The 20,019-nt window shown below is 29.8% G+C and carries 11 protein-coding genes; 1 reads left to right on the forward strand and 10 read right to left on the reverse strand.

What is annotated here, in order from left to right:
* A partial coding sequence (locus BT993_RS05325; RefSeq protein ID WP_143604277.1) for an IS30 family transposase occupies window positions 1-300 on the forward strand: 300 nt, incomplete at its 5' end.
* A gap of 15 nt (window positions 301-315) precedes the next feature.
* Here BT993_RS05325 and BT993_RS05330 read toward each other — a convergent pair.
* The 10 genes from BT993_RS05330 to BT993_RS07210 all read right to left on the reverse strand — a co-directional run bounded on the left by BT993_RS05330 (window position 316) and on the right by BT993_RS07210 (window position 19,717).
* A complete protein-coding gene (locus BT993_RS05330; protein WP_072593566.1) occupies window positions 316-1,902 on the reverse strand; it encodes a S6 family peptidase in 1,587 nt (528 codons plus the stop codon).
* A gap of 243 nt (window positions 1,903-2,145) precedes the next feature.
* Window positions 2,146-3,594: a C69 family dipeptidase gene (locus tag BT993_RS05335; RefSeq protein WP_072593567.1), complete on the reverse strand. Its 1,449-nt coding sequence runs from the start codon at window positions 3,592-3,594 to the stop codon at window positions 2,146-2,148.
* A 65-nt stretch (window positions 3,595-3,659) separates the two neighbouring features.
* Window positions 3,660-5,114, reverse strand: a complete 1,455-nt coding sequence (locus BT993_RS05340) for a YfcC family protein (RefSeq protein ID WP_072593568.1) — start codon at window positions 5,112-5,114, stop codon at window positions 3,660-3,662.
* A gap of 23 nt (window positions 5,115-5,137) precedes the next feature.
* Complete coding sequence (gene arcC, locus BT993_RS05345) at window positions 5,138-6,070, reverse strand: carbamate kinase (protein WP_072593569.1); 933 nt, start codon at window positions 6,068-6,070, stop codon at window positions 5,138-5,140.
* A gap of 9 nt (window positions 6,071-6,079) precedes the next feature.
* The gene (gene argF, locus BT993_RS05350; protein ID WP_064579899.1) at window positions 6,080-7,072 is read right to left on the reverse strand and encodes an ornithine carbamoyltransferase; all 993 of its coding nucleotides are present in this window, start codon (window positions 7,070-7,072) and stop codon (window positions 6,080-6,082) included.
* 77 nt (window positions 7,073-7,149) lie between these two features.
* The gene (gene arcA / locus BT993_RS05355; RefSeq protein ID WP_072593570.1) at window positions 7,150-8,367 is read right to left on the reverse strand and encodes an arginine deiminase; all 1,218 of its coding nucleotides are present in this window, start codon (window positions 8,365-8,367) and stop codon (window positions 7,150-7,152) included.
* 207 nt (window positions 8,368-8,574) lie between these two features.
* Window positions 8,575-12,267 (reverse strand): YadA-like family protein, encoded by a 3,693-nt coding sequence (locus tag BT993_RS05360; protein WP_072593571.1) that lies wholly within the window; start codon window positions 12,265-12,267, stop codon window positions 8,575-8,577.
* 268 nt (window positions 12,268-12,535) lie between these two features.
* The gene (locus tag BT993_RS05365; protein ID WP_072593572.1) at window positions 12,536-14,611 is read right to left on the reverse strand and encodes a YadA-like family protein; all 2,076 of its coding nucleotides are present in this window, start codon (window positions 14,609-14,611) and stop codon (window positions 12,536-12,538) included.
* A 348-nt stretch (window positions 14,612-14,959) separates the two neighbouring features.
* A complete protein-coding gene (locus BT993_RS05370) occupies window positions 14,960-15,880 on the reverse strand; it encodes a DDE-type integrase/transposase/recombinase (protein WP_072593573.1) in 921 nt (306 codons plus the stop codon).
* A gap of 195 nt (window positions 15,881-16,075) precedes the next feature.
* Window positions 16,076-19,717 (reverse strand): YadA-like family protein, encoded by a 3,642-nt coding sequence (locus BT993_RS07210; protein ID WP_083557402.1) that lies wholly within the window; start codon window positions 19,715-19,717, stop codon window positions 16,076-16,078.
* Window positions 19,718-20,019: the final 302 nt, after the last annotated feature.

A 20,019-nucleotide genomic window follows, 5' to 3' on the forward strand; every position in this document is an offset into this window, starting at 1 on the left:
AATAAGTATGTAATTCATTCTATTACTTCTGATAATGGTTCTGAGTTTTCTAATGTTAAGTATATTACTGATTTAGATATTAAGTGGTATTTTGCTCACCCTTATTGTTCTAATGAGAGGGGTAGTAATGAAAATAATAATAAGATGATTAGGAGATTTATTCCTAAGGGTAGGTCTATGAATAAATTAAGAAAAAAAGATGTTAAATTTATTGAAAATTTTATGAATAATTATCCTAGAAAAATTTTCAATTCTTCAACATCTTATGAAGTTTATGAATGTCTTTTAAATCTTGTTTAAGTTGTTTTTGGACATTTACTTTTGGAATTTAGGAGTTTTATCTGAACTTCCATTTTCAGTTCCATTTTCATTTACTATCTTAGCATCTTTATCCATATGATAAATATCTTTAAACTCTAAATCTGTTCCATTTAAATTTAAAGTTCCACCTCTATGACCAAACATTACATTACTATCTTTTATTTGACTTTCTTTAGTTATTGTAAGTTTTGCACCTTGTGCTAATCTAATATTATCAGCAACAGGTCCATCATTATTTTGAAGTTCTGTCTCTCCTCCACCTAAATTTAAATGTTCTATATTCTTACCTGTACTTTTAATAACTAATTTACCCTCACCTACTTTTCTAACAGTTATCTTTTTAGTTTCTCCTTTAGTAGATGAAGTATTAGATGATATTTCATATGTTAAAGTCTTATTTTTATGCACGACAAAACCAGCAGTTTCTAATGTTCCACTGCCTTTCAAAGTTGTATCTTCTTTAAATTCAAGTCTTGCTGCATAAGTATTTGTATTTCCCTCTACTTTAACCTCTAAACCTTTTTTATTAAATATTTGATTTTTAGTAGTATTATTTCCATTAACACTTATAGTTTCTTTATTCTTAAATTTTCTTTCCTCACCATCAACTTTTAAAACTCCATTTTCAAATTTTACATCCCCTTCTGTATCTTTTGAAATTTCTTTATCTGTTGTATTTTCTTTTAAACTTTCATATGAAGAAAGATGAGCTAAATAATATAGTTTTCTACCATATCCTCCTACTGCATCCCCTCTACTAAGACTTCCTGCTATAAACCACTGATTTTTTTCCTTGTCCCACCAAAAAAGTGGAGAACCACTATCTCCTTTTTTAGCTCCTGAATCAAGAGAAGTTTTAGCAGTTTTTTCTAAAGATGTTTGTACATCTCGACCTAGTCCTATATCTTTTCTACCTGTTATCTTATTTAATCCTCCGGCAAAATGTTGCATTTTATCTGGATCCTTCTCTTTTCCATTATCAACAGCTACTCTATTTAATCCTCTACCAACTCTTGCTACTAAATCTCCTACTCCTATTTTATCCCATTGGTCTTTAGTTACCCCCTCTGTAACATAAGCATCAAAGGCTACTCTGTCTGTTCTTAATAACGCATAATCATGTTCAACTTGTTGTCTATGGGCTACCTCAATACTTTCAGAAAATTTTTCATATTTTTCATCTAGTTTTAAATTTTTATATCCCTCAAAAAGTTCTACATCATTTCTAAAATGTCTTTTTGAAAAAGTAAAGTTTTTGGGTGGAGCAACATGATGTACTCCTGATAAAATTTGATAATCTCCCCATAAAGCAAAGTTTCCTGTGTCAACTACACCATCAAAATTGGGAATAGGTTTATCTATTGTACCAGATTCTGTCCCATCTTTTCTATAAACCTTAACATCTTTTCTACCAATAGAATATTTACCTCTATTCATTGCAAAATCTTCATAATCTTCCCAATTCATATCATGTCTGACTAAATTTGAAATCCCAATTTCACCAGTTAGTACAAGGATTAATAATAATCTGTGTTTATAGTCCATAACTATCCTTTCAACCACACTAATACTTAATATCATATTTATTATATAATTTTAAACTATAACTAATGCCCTCTTATTTTCCCACAATAATTATACATTCATATTTTAAAAAAAGCAATGATTTTGGAATTTAGTATATATTTTTAATACTACACTCTATTCATTAAATCTTTTATTACTACAGAATAAAAGCCATATTTTTTTTATCAGATAAATATAATTAAAATTAAAAGGAATTACCTAAATTAAAGATAATTCCTTTAAACTAATTACTACACTTTATTTTTTATACTCGAATTTGGCATTCTTATTTTTACCTTGAATTGTCATATCTGTCATATTACCTTTAAAATACATTAATTCATCAAACATTTTATCAGCATTTTTTTTAACACTTTCAGCTTTCATCAATCCAAGTTTGTTAGCATATTTAACTTTATCTAAACCTTTTTTAGAGTTTATAATTTTATCTTCTTCTTTTAACATTGTTATAAATTCATTTTCAACTTTATCCCAATAAGTTTTTACACCTAATCCATATCTCATTCTATCTTCTCTTGCAAGTATATGAAGTCCTTTCATTGCCCAATACATAGAATTTCTATTAAATTTATTTGCATCTTCTGTATAGCTCTTATGTGTTTTAGTAATATATTCATAATATGGAATAAACACAGAATGTTCTACTGTTCCCATAGCTAACCACATAACTGTAGGTGCATTTTCTCTAATTTGGAATATATGTGCTTCTAAGTTAGTATCAGTACCTATAGCTCTTATTTTTCCTTTATTATCAACAGAGTCTACATCATATTCTGTTCCTGTATATCTATATCTCAAGAAATTCATTACATCTTTAACAGATATTTTTTTATCTGGTTTTCTGAAAAGTTCATAAGCTATTTCTGAATTATGTTCTACTGGCAATAATGGACAGAAAAGATTTTGTCCCATTGCTATTCTATCATAGTTATATTTAGAATGTATTTCCCTATAAGTTAAAGCCAAATGGAATTTATCATCAACTGTTTTTGCTAATCCATTACTTTCAGGTAATTTTTGTATATCTTTAGAAGCAATCACATCTTTATTTGAAAAGTCATAACTTCCTAAATAAAAAGCATTTGGAATTACTGCATAAACATCATTAGGAACTTTAACAGCTGCGTATTGATGTCCAGTATAAATTTCCATATACCACATTTCATTTTTATCTGCAAATACTATAACATTACCCTCACCAGCTCCTGCTTTTTCAACTATATTTGCAATTATTTCTACTGCATGTCTTGCAGTTTTAGCTTGCATTAACACAAGTGATGCAATATCTGGTTCTGTTAATCCACCCTTTACATATGGATCTAATTTAAGAATTTCATCATTAGCATTTGCTGAAACTGTTGCAGAAATACTTACTCCTAATTCATTAATACCAGCTTCTCCAAATATTCCATATTCAGGATTAGCATCAGGAATTAAACTATGTCTTAATGCGTTTTTAGGATATGGCCATTTAAATCCTGTATCTGGATTTACAAACATTTCCCCTGATTTATATTTTTTAGCATCAACTACCATAAATTTTTTAGGATTTACACCTTTAAGATCTTCATTTCTCGCATAAATCATTGAACCATCAACAGTAACATCACGCCCTGCAATAAATCCAGTACAAGCTAAAGCTTGTATAGAAAAAATTAACAATCCTAAACTTAATATATTTTTCATAATATTATCCTCCTAAAATATTAAGGGTCCTTTCGGACCCTAATGTATAAATAAGAAACTGAGATTTATATAAACATCATTGCACCGGTTAATATTACTATATTGATTATAAATATCACTACTAGTAATTTGAATACCCATTTGAAATATGTTCCGTATTCAACTTTTGCTGCTGCAAGTCCACCCATAACTACTCCTGAAGTTGGTGTGATTAAGTTTATTAATCCACAAGCTCCTGAGAATATCATAATTATTACTTCAACACTAAATCCTAAACTCTTAGTTAATGGTGCAAGTATAGGAACAGACACTGAAGCTAGTCCTGATGTAGATGGTATAAAGAATGATAATACCATGTATAACACATATGATGCAGGTGCAAATATTAATGCCGATAATCCAGCTAATCCTTGTGATGCTAAGTTTAATATAAATTTATCTAAATATGTAACTGACATTAATACAGAAACTCCTCTTGATAGAGCTATTATTAATACTACTGATAAAATGTCAGCTGCTCCGTATATAAATGAATCTACTATTTCTTTTTCACTAAATCCATTTACAACTCCTATAACAATACCTATGAAAGTAAACCACATTGATAATTCTCCAAAGTACCATTCTCCAAGTGGTGTACCTGTTAAGAATGAAGTCCATCCCTCAAATATATGTATATCATATTCTGCCCAAACTATTAATGAAAGAATCATGATAACAAATGAGAAAGCGAATATACCTAATGTAAGTTTATGTTTTTTATTAAATTCTAAATTAGAAAAATCAACATGACCAAAATGTTCATTCATTGCTTTTTGTTCTTGTAAAGAAAGGATAATAGAACCCTTGTCTGCTTTAATTTTTCTAGCATAGCTCATTACATACATTATAGCAGGTATTAATGTTGCAATCCAAAGTATAATTCCTAATAATACTACTGTACCATTTGATGGGTCAGCTCCTGCACTTTTAGCCGCATCTAATGCCACACCTATAGCAAATGGATTAACTGTAGATCCTAATACTCCAACTCCAGCTCCAAGTAATACTGTAGATGCTGCAACCATAGTGTCAAATCCAGCTGCAACCATAGTTGCTGATATTAATCCATAGAATGCTATAGATTCTTCAGCCATACCATAAGTAGATCCACCTATAGAAAATAGTATCATTAATATAGGAATTAATAGTAATTCTCTACCTTTTAATTTTTTAACTAAAGCTCCAACTCCAGCGTCTAATGCTCCAGTTTTAGTAACTATACCTAAAAATCCTCCAAGAAGTAATACGAATACTGCAACATCTATAGCGTCTTTAAATCCATTAAAAGTAGCCATAAATACATCAGCTATTGATGCTCCGTTTACTCCTGTTGCAAGTGATATGTTTTCATTTAACATTTCAGCTGTAACATCTTCTGGTAATTTAGGTAATACTCTTGTTACAAGAGCTATTAATATTAATAGAATGAATATTATTGTAAAGGCCGATAACGATTTACGTTCTTTTTTTTCACTCATATCTATTCCCCTTTTCTTTTTTATTATTTTTTAATTAACGTTCCTGTTTTACCTTGTAGTGCTATTGCTGCATTTTCAAGTGAAGTTATTAAAGCATTTCCATTTGAATTTTTAACAAAATCTAAACATGCTTCAACTTTTGGCAACATAGATCCTTTAGCAAAATGCCCTTCTTCTATATATTTCAATGCTTCTTCTACAGTTAATTCAGATAATTCTTGTTGATTTGGTTTGTTAAAATTAATACATACTCTATCAACTGCTGTTAATATAACTAACATATCTGCATTAAGATCTTGAGCAAGTTTAGCACTTGATTTATCCTTGTCTATAACAGCATCTACACCTTTTAATCCTGTTTCTGTTTCTATTACTGGTATACCTCCACCACCAACAGTGATAACAATATTTCCAGCTTCAACTAATTGTTTAACTACATTTAATTCAACAATCTTAACAGGATTTGGTGATGCAACTACTCTTCTATAACCACGTCCGGCATCTTCAACAAAAGTAAACCCTTTTTCTTTTTTTATTTCCTCTGCTACTTCTTTGCTATAGAACATTCCTATAGGTTTAGTTAAATTTTGAAATGCTTTATCTTCTTTATCAACTAAAACCTGTGTAACTATTGTTGCAACTTCTTTATTTATATTTTGAACTTTTAATTCTTCTCTTATTGCTTGTTGTAAATGATAACCTATATAACCTTGGCTCATTGCTCCACATTCTGCAAATGGCATATATGGAGTTTTCACTTCACCATTAGCTGCATAATCCATAGCTAAATTAATCATTCCAACTTGTGGACCATTTCCATGTCCTATTATTACTTCATAACCCTCTTTTGCCATTGATACTATTGCTTTAGCTGTTCCTCTAACCAATTTTAATTGTTCTTTTGGATTATTCCCTAAAGCATTTCCACCTAATGCTATTACTAATCTTTTACTCATATTCCACCTCTATTTTAATGTAGCAAACATTACTGCTTTAATTGTGTGCATTCTGTTTTCTGCTTCATCAAATACTTTAGATTGTCTACTTTCAAACACTTCATCTGTAACTTCCATTTCAGGTAATCCAAATTTAGCATGAATTTCTTTACCTATAGTTGTTTTTAAATCATGGAATGAAGGTAAGCAATGTAAGAATATAGCTTCTTCTTTAGCATATCCCATAGCTTTTTTATTAACTTGGTATGGGCTTAATAATTTTATTCTTTCTTCCCAAACTGAATCTGGTTCTCCCATAGATACCCATATATCTGTATAAATTACATCAGCATCTGTACATCCTTCTTCAACAGATTCTGTAAATCTTACTTTAGCTCCATTTTCTTTAGCTATAGCTTCACATTTAGCAATTAATTCTGCTTCAGGTTTTAATTCTTTTGGTCCACATGCTGTGAAATTTAATCCAAGCATAGCACAAGCTACCATTAATGAGTTTGCAACATTGTTTCTAGCATCTCCCATAAATGTGAAATTTAATCCTTTTAAATGTCCAAAGTGTTCTTCAATAGTCAACATATCTGCTAACATTTGAGTTGGATGGAACATATCAGTTAAACCATTCCATACAGGAACTCCTGCATAATGAGCTAAATCTTCAACTATTTGTTGAGAAAATCCTCTATATTCAATACCATCATACATTCTTCCTAATACTCTTGCTGTATCTGCTATACTTTCTTTTTTACCCATTTGAGAAGATCCTGGATCAAGATAAGTAACTCCCATTCCTAAATCCATTCCTGCAACTTCAAATGCACATCTAGTTCTTGTAGAAGTTTTTTCAAATAATAATACTATATTTTTACCTTCTAAATATCTATGTGGTGTACGAGTTAATTTTAATTCTTTAAATTTTTTAGATAAATCTATTAAATATCTAACTTCTTCTGTACTGAAATCTAATAATTTTAAAAAGTGTTTCCCTTGTAAATTTTTTGGCATATAAATCTCCTTTTCTTTTTTTACATATACATTAATTCTTTACTATCTCATTTAAATCATTTACTATCTTATTTATATTAGTTTTCTTCTCTTACTAATGGCATAGACATACATCTAGGTCCTCCACGACCTCTTGATAATTCCGCACTTGGCATTTCAATAACATTAATACCATGTTTTCTTAATAAGTCATTAGTTACATCGTTTCTTTCATAAACTATAACTTTACCTGGAGCTATACATAAAGTATTTGATCCATCGTTCCATTGTTCTCTTTCAGCAGCTATTCTATCTCCACCACCACAAGGTATCAATGTAACTTTAGTTCCCATGTATTCTCCTAAGATATCTTCAAGTTTTCCTTCTTTAGGAGTAACTTTAACTTCATTTCCATCTCTTCTTAATTCAAATACTTCTAATGGTCCTAAGATTGCAGGGTGTACACTGAATTTATCATAATCTATTTGAGTAAATACTGTATCTAAGTGCATCCATGCTCTACTTTCTGCAATTCTAAATGCAAGTATTGTATCTATATGAGAATTTGCTTCATCAAATAATAGAGTTTTTGCTACTAAATCTATAGCTGCTGCTTCTGTTCTTTGAGAAATTCCTATAGCTAATACTTTATCGTTAATATTTAATACGTCTCCACCTTCTATATGGAAAGGATTAGTTCTGTCATAGAAGAAAGTAACTTTTCCTTTATATTCTGGATGATAATGGAAGATATAGTAAGCATAAATAGTTTCTCTGTTTCTAGTTACTGAATACATTCTATTTAAGATTACTCCATTTTGTGTTGATGCAAATGGATCTCTTGTAAAGTATAAGTTAGGCATAGGATCTAAAATTAATTCAGTTGGGTCATCTAAATAACTAACTAAATCTTTTCTAGGAACTTCAAGTTCTGACATATTTACACCTTCCATAGTTTTAAGAACCATTTCTTTAGTGTCTGTATAGCTTAAGAAAAAGTTTAATAAAGCTTCTTTATATACTTCAAGTTGTACTCCACCTTCTTCGATGAATTGTTTTAAGAATTGAACTTTTAATTCATGAGAGCTTTCTAAAGTTTCAGCAACTAAATCTTCTAAGTATACAACTTCAACTCCATTTTCTCTTAAAATTTCAGCAAATCTGTCATGTTCTGCTTGTGCAACTTTTAAGAAAGGTACATCATCAAACAATAATCTTTCTAGTGTGTCTGGTGTTAAATTTAATAATTCTTTCCCAGGTCTGTGTAACAATACTTTTTTTAAAGTGTTGATTTCACTTCTTACATTAATAACCATACATTTTCCTCCTACATATTTTGTATTATACCAAAGTATAACCTCAATTTTTATTTTCATATGGAAAATTTTTATATTTTTTTTTGTAAAATATGACCAATTTTTATTTTGATAATTTAAAAACAGTAAAGCTCTATTAATCACTATTATATCAAATAATCTATATCTTGAATAGAAAAAAGGTCAGATTTTGCACTGACCTTACACTTATCTTCTATTCATTATTTTAACTAGTTTTTCTAATTCAGAGAATTTAAATTTCAATTCCTTTATTTCATCTTTTAACTTATTTTTCATTTCATTAAATTGTTTTTCTAACTCATATACCTTCTCATCAAGCAAGTTAATGTTTCCATTTCTTTGTAGTGTTAGTAATTCTTTATTTCTTTTGCTTATATTATCAAATTGATAACCTAATCCTGCTCCTAATGATATGTTCCCTCTTGTATTTAATGATCCACTTGCTCTATATGTTAGATTTACTTTTTCATTTGTTCCTGATAGTCCTAACGCAAATGCATGTTCTCCGTTATAGTAACCATATGATCCTGCTATGTTATGTCCTTTTCCATTTATTTGTGGTAAGTTTGCCATTGCTACAGCATTTGCTACTCCACTATTTGCTGATACTCCCTTTTCTATATCTTTTTTAGTCTTATCTGTTAGATCTACACTAACTTCATTTCCTTTTGCTTCTGTCTTAATGTAATCTGTTCCTTTAATTGAAAACTTAAGTCCTCCATTTTTGTTTAAGCTTTGTGCTTCTGTATTGCCTTTGTCTGCACCAAATGATAATGTATTATTTCCTAAAGCATTTATTGCTTTAGCTACTTCTCCTGCATTTGCTACCTTTTTAGAATCTTCTGAATTAAGTGTTTCTATCTTTCCACCTTCACTAGATTTTAATTGTGTTGTAGATAAGCTTATATCATAAATATTATGCCCTGCATCTGATTTTTTAGATGTTAATGTTACTGGACCTTTAGTTTTATTTGCTTCTTCTCCATTATTTGCAGTTATTTCTGTTTTTAATGTTTTAGTTGCTTTTTCTATCTTATCTGTTAAATCTTTTTTAGTATCTTCTATTTTTTTGTCCACTTTATCTTCTACATCTTTTATCTTCTTATCAACTTTTTTGTCTATATCTTCTATCTTTTTATCTATTTCTTTCTTTGTTTTATCTATCTTATTTTCTAACTTATCTAATTGACCTTTATTAACAGCATCAGTACTTTCTGTTCCATCTGCTACATTAGTTATCTTCTTACCACCATTATTTAATCCATCTTTACCTATTGATACTTCACTTTTTTCAAAATCAATTTTGCTCATTCCTTTTAATTCCTTATTTAATGAATAAGTAAAATCTTTTCCATTCTGAGTAATACTTAAATTATCTCCTGCAATAAGTTTCAATGTATTATCTTTTCCTATTTTTTCTGAATTTGATCCACTAGCAATTCCTGTTCCACTTTGCCCTGATGTTATATTAAAATTATAGTCTTTTATTGACTGAGCTATTTTATCATCTAAAGCTTTTATTGCTTCATGAACAGTATTTTTACCAGTATCACCAATATTAGTCATAGTAAGTTTTCCATTTGTAGTTACACTTGCATTTCCACCTAAAATACTTTTAGTTGAATCTACAAATGTTCCTAAAACCATATTAGTTGCATAAAGTTGTGAACCATTTATTGCATCTGTTGATTCCTTACTTATTTGACCTGCTGCCAAATGTTGTAGTTGTCTTTCTTTATTTTTAGTTCCTATAGAAACTACTGACATAGGGTTTTTACCTGCAAATTCACCATATTTTAATTCACCTATTTTAACTTCACTTACTGATGTTGCCTTTGTTGTTTTACTTTCTGAACCAAGTGCTACTGAATCTTCTATATCTGCTTTTGAATTAATTCCTATAGCTGTAGAACTACTAACCTCTGCTTTAGCTGATAATCCTATTGCTATAGAATATCCTCCTGAAGCTTTTGATGATAATCCTATCGCTATATCATTAGATTTTTCAGCAGTTGCATAAGCTCCTATAGATACTGATCTTTCACCTTTTGCTTTTGAACTATGCCCTAAAGATACAGAACCTATACTTAATGCTTCACTTTCTTTACCTATAGATATTGCATTTTCTTTTGATTTAGAATGATATCCTAAAACTATTGATCCTTCACCCTGTGCTTCAGCCTTTGTTCCAAGAACTATGCTATCTTTCTTTAAGCTTTTAGCTTCTTTTCCAATTGCTATACTATTTTCTGCTCCTGTTTCTACTTTTGAATTTTCTCCAATTGTTATAGCACTAGAAGCATTAGACATAGAATTGCTCCCTATAGCTATTGCACCCTGCATTGTTGCTTTAGACCATACTCCAAGTGCTAAAGCATTATCTTTTGTTGCCTCTGAATGTGGTCCTAATGCAGTAGAACGGCTTCCAGTTGATCTAGCTTGGTGCCCTAATGCTACTGAATCTAAATCAGATGCCTTACTATCTTTACCTATAGATATTGAATGATTTCCTTCTGATTTAGAAGAATGCCCTATTGCTATTCCAGAAGATTGTTTTGTTTCAGCTTTCTTTCCTATAGCTATAGCATTATCTCCATCAGCTTTAGCTTGCACTCCTGCTGTTATAGATCCATCTCCAATTGCTCCTGCTGAATCTCCCATTTTACCTAAATTACTGTCTTTATCTCCTGTATCTTTGTTTTTACCTGTATTTACATGGAAATATGTCTTATTTTCTTCCTCTAATTTCTTATCTAATGATTTTAATTGAGCAACATTTACTGCATCTGTATCTTCTTTACCAGCAGCAAGTCCTGTTATTTGTCTAGTTATTCCTTTTTCTATATCTCCTATTGACACTTCTCCATATGTTGCCTTCCATGCCTTAACTATCTTTGAATATTCTGTATATTTTTCATTAATTTTTTTATTATTTTCTCCTATTTTATCATTTAATTCTGATAATTTTTTCTTTTCTTCTTCAGTTCTTTGTGTGTAATCTTTTGAAGTAATAACCTTAGCTTCTTCTACAACCTTATTATTATCTTCTATCATAGTTTCTAGTTCTGATTTTAAACTTAGATATTTCCCTTTATCCACTTCTGATAATTTATCTTCTAATTTAACTTCCTTATTAGTTAACATATCATATCCAAGTCTATTATCTCTTTTTTTAGCTATAGATTTTGAACCAAGTGCTGTTGAATAATTTGCTTCTACTTTAGCTCCACTTCCTAATGCTGTTGAATAAACTAAATTCTCATTTGTAGTGCTTTCATTCCCTATAACTACATTTCCATATGAATATACTCCTTTTGAATCTGCCTTATGCCCTATTGCAACACTACGTCCTCTTGAATGTGCATTTTCTCCAAGTACTACTCCCTTTCCATAACCTACTGCTTCTTTACCTATAGCTATTGAATCTGAATTAGCATCACTCTTATAACCTAAAGCTATTGATGCTATTCCATCTGTTTTAGTTTCTGTACCTATTGCTATACCATATTTTGTTCTTGCATTAGCCTTATTCCCTATTGCTATTGCATCTGTTGCTGTTGCCTTAGCATCTGTTCCTATAGCTATAGTATCTTCTATTTCATTACTAAGATGTTTCTCAGCTCCAGCAAGAGATCCTGCTCCTATAGCTATTCCCTTTTTACCTCTTGAAGTTGAATCCATTCCTATTGCTATTGATTTTTCACTATCAGCCTTTGCATTAGCTCCTATTTTTACCTTCTCTTCATTATTGGTGGAAGAGTTTAAACCAACAAACAATGATTTTTCTCCTTCTAATACATTAGCTCCTACTTTTTTATCCATACCATAAGATAAAATAGAAATGAACGCTAAAATTGCCATTAAATTCTTTTTCTTCATATGCTCCCTACATAATTAATTATTTAACTATGTAGTTCACCTCCTTTTTTTCATACTTATTTTCCCTTTCTAAGTAAAAATATTTTTTTCACAAAATATTTAATAAAAGTATACCCCCCCCCAGCATATTTTGTCAATCTTTATTTTTTGTTAAAAAAATGTAAGAAACATCTTAAATTAGTATTTATCATATGTTTTGATTATTATTTTTTTATATAAAAAGAACTACATCTAATTACATAGACATAGTTCCTTTAATATATTTCCCTTATTTTTTAATTAATTCTCTTAAAATAGTTTCTAATTCATTAACTCTCTTTTCTAAAGTTTTAACCTTATTATCTAAATCATATACTTTCTCATCAAGCAAGTTAATGTTTCCATTTCTTTGTAGTGTTAGTAATTCTTTATTTCTTTTGCTTATATTATCAAATTGATAACCTAATCCTGCTCCTAATGATATGTTCCCTCTTGTATTTAATGATCCACTTGCTCTATATGTTAGATTTACTTTTTCATTTGTTCCTGATAGTCCTAACGCAAATGCATGTTCTCCGTTATAGTAACCATATGATCCTGCTATGTTATGTCCTTTTCCATTTATTTGTGGTAAGTTTGCCATTGCTACAGCATTTGCTACTCCACTATTTGCTGCTACTCCTTTTTCTATATCTTTTTTAGTCTTATCTGTTAAATCTACACTAACTTCATTTCCTTTTGCCTTTGTTGTTATATAGCTTCCTCCTGTTATAGATAGTGTATCTCCTAGTTTTTGAATATTTGTTTCTCCTTTATCTCCTTTAAATGTTAAGCCTTTATTATCTATTATTTCTTTTGCTTTTTTCCCTGATTTAATATCTTCTTTTGCTTTTTGTGTTAAATCTATTTCTACCTTATTTCCTCTTGCTTTTGTTTCTATATGTTCACTATTTTCTTTTTTTACTATTTCAAATTTAATTTCTTTTCCTTTATTTTGATTCTGATTTCCTATGTTAGATCCATTATTTGAATTATTTTCTCCTATCTTTTGTCCTTCTGTACTTGTATTTTTATCTCCTCCTAGTTTTATTTCAGTATTTTCTATCTTTTCTATTCTGTTTCTATTTTCATCTATCTTATCTTTTAGGCTTTTCATTGCATCATGTATATTGTTTTTTCCAGTATTACCTATATTTAATGTATGAAGAATACCATCTCTATTAAGAAGAGCAACATTTCCTATAACAGATTTCATAGACGCTACAAAAGCATCAAAGTTTGAAATTACTGAAAATAGTTGTGAACCATTTACTGCATCTGTTGATTCCTTACTTATTTGACCTGCTGCTACATATTGTAATTGTCTTTCTTTTCCTTTAGATCCTATAGATACTACACCATAAGGATTACTTCCTGCAAAATCTTTATAATCTAAGAAAAATCTAGGTTTAACTATTTCACTTGTAGGTTTAGCTACTGTTGTTTCACTTTCTGCTCCTAATGCTACAGAATTTTCTATATTTGAAGTAGCAGATGTTCCTATAGCTATTGAATTAGAGTTTTTAGAAATACTCTTCTGTCCTATAGATATTGCAGAATTTCCTGTTGATTTTGAATTTTCTCCTAGTGATATACCATATTTTTTAGAAGATCTAGCTCCACTTCCAAGTGCTATTGAACTTTCTTTTTCTGCCTTTGAATCAATTCCTATAGCAATTGTATTTTTACTTGTTGCCATAGCATCTCCACCTAATGATACTGTATTCTCTCCAAGAGCAACTGCTCCATTCCCTAACGCTATAGCATTTCTCATTGTAGCTTCAGCTTCACTACCTAATGCAACTGCACCTTCACCTGCTGATTTAGCTTTTTTTCCAATTGCAATTCCATCTTTACTTTGAATCCATGATTCTAAACCTATTGCAATAGCATTTTCACCTTCTACAGAGATTTCTTTTCCTATTGCTATAGAATTTTCTTTTTTTACTTCACTATTTTTTCCTATAGATATTGATGAATTTTCTAAAGCCTTAGATAGTGAGCCTATTGCTACAGAAGAATCACTACTAGCCTTAGCTCCTTCTCCAATAGCAACAGCAGCTTGTGAATTTGCTTTAGAATATGCTCCAATTGCTATGGAAGTTTGTCCACTTGATTCTGAATCTCCTCCTATAGCTATTGCTCTATTTGCTGAAGCTTTAGCATCTTCTCCTAAAGCTATAGCTCTTTCTCCTGTTGCTGTATTTGTTAATACAGAAGCTGCCCTCTTATTTCCAATAATATTTGATCCTTTTTCATTACCTATACTTATATATGACATTATAGAGATAAAGGATAATATTTTAAACAAATTATTTTTTTTCATTTTATTCTCTCATAGTTGAAATAACTATTAAGAAACCTCCTTTTTAAATTTGATAAAACATACTTTTCATATCAAGATATTTTATTCATAAAACATTAATACATAGTATACCCCCCCCCCCAGTGTATTTTGTCAATAGCTTTATGTGAAATTTTATTACAAATATTCTTAATTGTCAATACATATGTTACATAATAAGAAATAAATTTAATATAAGTTATAGTTAGTTAATTGTCTAAGTGTTTAATTAAGTGTTTAGTTTAGTTAAGTGTTGTTTAATGTTTAGTGTTTAATTGATTGTTAGAGTGTGTGAAGTGAGATTGGGGCAAATTTGGCTTTTTTGCCCTTTTAAGCCTCTTTCTTAACCTTAGTGAAGTATTCCCTCACAACCTCATTTGGACTCTTAAAATTAAGCACTGTCTTTGCCGTATTATTATACAGCCTTTCATGCCTTTTAACATTTTCTATTAATTCTTCCTCGCTCCTAAATTCTTTCCTACTATACAATATCTTTCCATCTTCCCTATGCGATCTTTCTACCTTTCCATTTTGCCATGGTGAATAAGGTCTTATCCTCCTTAATTTCATTCCTAACATCTTTACAGACTTCTCAAATGCACTCTCCCTATCCGTTACATCTTTATCATTTACAAACTCATATCCATTATCTACCTGTATAGTCTCTATCTTAAAGCCTATAGCCCTTTCTAACTCCTTAATGTACTTTGATGTCTCATATGTACTCTTTTCCTTTACAAACTTTAATACCCTCTTCCTACTATACTCATCTATAGCAGTTATCTGATAATATCTAATCCCCTTTGAATTAAACTTTATACACTCATTTGGAATATATTTAATATCTACCTGTACTTTCTCACCTGGATAATTTACTTCTATTACATTATACTTCTGATAACTCTTTTTATACTTTTTAACAGCTACATACTTCTTCTTCCTTATTATCCTACACATACTACCAAAGCTTCTATTATACCCCTTATTCTTACAACTAACATATACTTGGGCTAATCCATAACTTCCATGTTTTTTTAACATATTCTTTATTAGTATTAATTCTTCTTCTGTATGGGCATTTGGGCTTGTATGGGGCTTTCTTGAACCTAGAGCTAGGCTTTTTATGTTTCCATTATATTTTTTTAATTGTCTATTTGTATGATAACGCCTTGCTGCTTTAGTTACTCCATTTTTTATTGCATATTCACATAATCTATGGCGAAATTTCATTTCTTCTGTTATAATACTCATGAGAGATACTCCTTTGATTGTTTTAGTTTTTGTCAAACTCTATTATATCAAATGTATCTCTCTTTTTTTATTTTTTTGTTACATATGTTTTATCACATTACAAAAGAAACTAATGTTTTTTTCACAAAATATTCTTTATGTAAAATAAAAATAGAATGCTGTGTATTATAGCATCCTATTTATTATATAATATTTCTATTTTTTCATCAATTCTTTAAACATCTCTTTTAATTCTAATAATTCTTTCTTTAATTCCTTATTTTCTTTTTTAAGATTTTCAACTTCCATTTCAAGTTCATAAACTTTTTCATCAAGTAGGTTAATATTACCATTTCTTTGTAATACAAACATATCTCTCTTTCTTGAAGCTAATTTATCAAATTGATAACCAAGTCCTGCTCCTAATGATACGTGTCCTTTAGTATTTAATGACCCTCCTGCTCTATATACTAAATTACCTACATCATTTAATCCAGAAATTCCTAATGCAAATGCATGTTCTCCATTAAAATATCCATATGAACCTGCAATATTATGTCTATGTCCTCCAAGTGAACTTATTTGTGGTAAACTTGCCATAGCTACAGCATTTGCTACTCCACTATTTGCTATTACCCCTTTTTCTATATCTTCTTTTGCCTTATCTGTAAGATCTACTGATACTTCACTTCCTTTTGCTACTGTTTTAATATATTCTGAACCTTTAATAGCAAATTTAAGTCCTCCAGATTTATTTAAAGATTGCTCTTCTGTACTTCCAGTATCTCCACTAAATGAGAATGTATTATTTCCTAATCCATTTATTGCATTTACTACATCTCCTGTTTTGGCTATTTGTTCAGTATTAGATGTCTTAGCTATGTATTTTCCATTATTTTCTTCTGTAGTTATATTTCCTACATTAGCCTTTAATGTTCCATCTTTATCTTTTATTATAGTTTTATTATCTGTTTTAACATCTAATGTATATGTATACTTGTTTTTACTATTATCATAACTTGATTTTACACTTATTGCTGACCCATTTTCTGACTTAATTTCTGTTCTACTATCTTTTAATTGTTTCACATTTACAGCATCATTATTTTCTGTTCCATCTGCAATATTAGTAATTTTGTTACCACCATTATTTAATCCATCTTTAGTTAGTGATATAGATTTACCATCCTTAGAATTAATTTTCATTCCATCGCCTGTAATAGTAGTAGTGTTCTCATCTTTATCTTTAAATTCTGAACTAGTTAAATCTTTAAGTTCCTTATTTAATGAATAAGTGAAATCTTTACCATTTTGTTTAATATCTAAATTATTTCCAGCATTAAATTTAACAGTATCATCTTTTGAAACTTTAGTTTTTTCTGATTTACCTGAAACTGTACCTGTTCCTTCTTTTCCTGCTTCAACATTAAATCCAAAATTTGATATTTTATTATTAATATTATCACTTAATGATTTTAATTGATCTTCAGTTGCCGCTTGACCACTCGTAAAATTATTAGCATCCCATGTCTTATTTGTTAAGCCATTAATTGTTCCTTTATTTTCTTTATTAATTGTAACATCTCCAGCTTTAATTTCTCCCTTTGTTCCATCTAATTCTACTTTTTTATCTCCACTTCCTAGAGATATTTTATCATTTAATTTAACATCATAAATCTTTTTACCATTTTCAGTTTTTTCTGTTAAAACAACATTTCCAGTAGTCTTATTAGCTTCTTGTCCATCATTTGCTGTTATTTCAGTTTTAACTTGATTTGAAATCTTATTTTCTATATCCTGTTTAACTTTATTTAATTGAGATAAATTAACACCGTCTTTATCATCTGTCCCATCTGCAACATTAGTTATCTTATTTCCACCATTATTTAAACCATCTTTAGTTATTGAAACAGATTTATCTCCAGAATTTATTGTCATACCATTATTTGTAATTTTGGTTGTGTTTCCATTCTTATCCTTATATTCTGAACTAATTAAATCTTTAAGTTCCTTATTAAGTTCATAAGTAAAATCTTTTCCACTCTGAGTAATCTTTAAATTATCTCCAGCAATATATTTTACTGTATTATCTTTTGATACTTTTACAGACTGTTCTCCTGTTGCTTGCCCTGTTCCACTTTTACCTGCAATTACATTAAATCCAAATCCTGTTATTGCAGTATTTAAAGTATCATGCAACATCTTTAATTGATCTTCTGTTGCAGCTTGTCCACTTACATATTTATTTAAATCCCATGTCTTATTTGTTAAACTATTTATTGTTCCAGCAGTTCCTTTTACTTCTACCTTTCCTATAGTAACATTTCCAGTATTTCCATCTAATGATATTTTATTATCATTTTTACCTAAAGTTATCTTATCATTTAATTTAACATTGTATTTTTTATGCCCATCTTTAGCATCTATTTCTGATGTTAGTATAAGGTTACCATTAGTAGATTTATCTGCCTCTTCCTTATCATTTACAGTCATTGTTGTCTTAGCTGCTATTATAGCATCGTGTATATTATCTTTATTTGTATTACCAATATTTGTAATTGTAAGTTTTCCTGCATCATTACCACTTGTAGTAATACTTGCATTTCCTCCTAAAATTGTTTTAGTACTATCTGCTAAATTTCCTAAAACATTGTTAGTCATGTATAGTTGAGAACCATTAATAGCATCTGTTGAATCTTTTGATATCTTACCTGCTGCAACATTTTTAATTTGACGTTTAATTATTTTACCTGGAGTTGATTTATTAGTAGAAGGTATTTCTGTACCTACAGAAACAACATATCCCTCATCAGGATTACTACCTGCAAATCCTGAATAAGTAATTTTATTAACTGTTGCTTCAGTTTCCTTTGTAGCCTTACTGTCTGTTTTAGAACCTGATCCTATAGCAACTGAGCCTTTAAATGATGCCTCTGATTTTGCTCCTATTGAAACTGCATAATTTTCAGTTGCTTTAGCTGTAGCTCCTATAGCTGTAGAAACTTGACCTGAAGCCTCAGCTTGTGAACCAATTGCAGTTGCACTTGATTTTAAAGCCTTTGCATAATATCCTATAGCAACTGTTGAATGTGCTTTAGCACTAGTTACATAACCTATAGTAACTGCTCCAACTCCAGCAGCCTCTCCTCCTATTGCTATAGCTGATGATTGTTCTGCCTTTGATCTTGTTCCTATACTAATTGCATTAACTCCATCTGCTGTTGCATCAATACCAAATGCAAGACTGCTTTTACTTTCTTGTTTATCTACCATAGTTATATTTCTAGTATTTGTTTTTGCTCCACTACCAACTGCAATATCATCATTTTTAGTTGCCATAGCACCTTTCCCTATAGCGACTGAACGAAGTCCTGAAGCAGTAGTATCAACACCAAATGCTACACTACTTTCTCCCTTAGCATTCGCCTTATATCCAAATGCACTTGCCCCACTACCTTCTACTTTTGTATCAGATCCAACAGCTACACTATTTTTACCTGTTACATTTGAATTTGAACCTATTGCCACACTGTTTTCTTTTTCTGTTGTAGATTTATATCCTATAACTACAGATTCTTTAGATTTACTACTTGAATCTACTCCTACAACTATAGTTTTTTCTCCATCAGCTTTTGATCTAATACCAAAAACTGCACTATCTTTTGTAGCTGTTACTTCTGTACCTTGAGCTATTCCATCAGTTGCTGGATTTGAAGCTGCTCTTCTACTTCTTTTAAGTTTAATGTTTTTACTGGGATTTTTAATTTCATCTACACTCTTTGATAATTTATATCCCATATCAGTATAAGATATGATAGAGATGAAAGCAAAAATAGCTACCAATTTCTTTTTCTTCATGTGCCTCCTTTATTCAGCGTTTAACCAACCTTTTCCTTTTTAAAGCCTACCATTTAATTTTTTTAATTTTTTCCTTGTTCTTATTTTTTACATTATTATACCCCCCCCCCCATGTATTTTGTCAATAGATTTTGTATAAAAATTTCACAATCCTAAATTCCAAAAGTAAATGTCCAAAAAAGTAATTGAAAAAAAATAGGATATACAGTACAATCATAAATGACCAAATCTATTGAAAGGAACTGTATACCCATGACTAATAATAACACATTTTTTAAAATTAATAAAGAAGAAAAATTTAA

The sequence above is a fragment of the Streptobacillus ratti genome (assembly GCF_001891165.1).
Taxonomy (GTDB): Bacteria; Fusobacteriota; Fusobacteriia; order Fusobacteriales; family Leptotrichiaceae; genus Streptobacillus; species Streptobacillus ratti.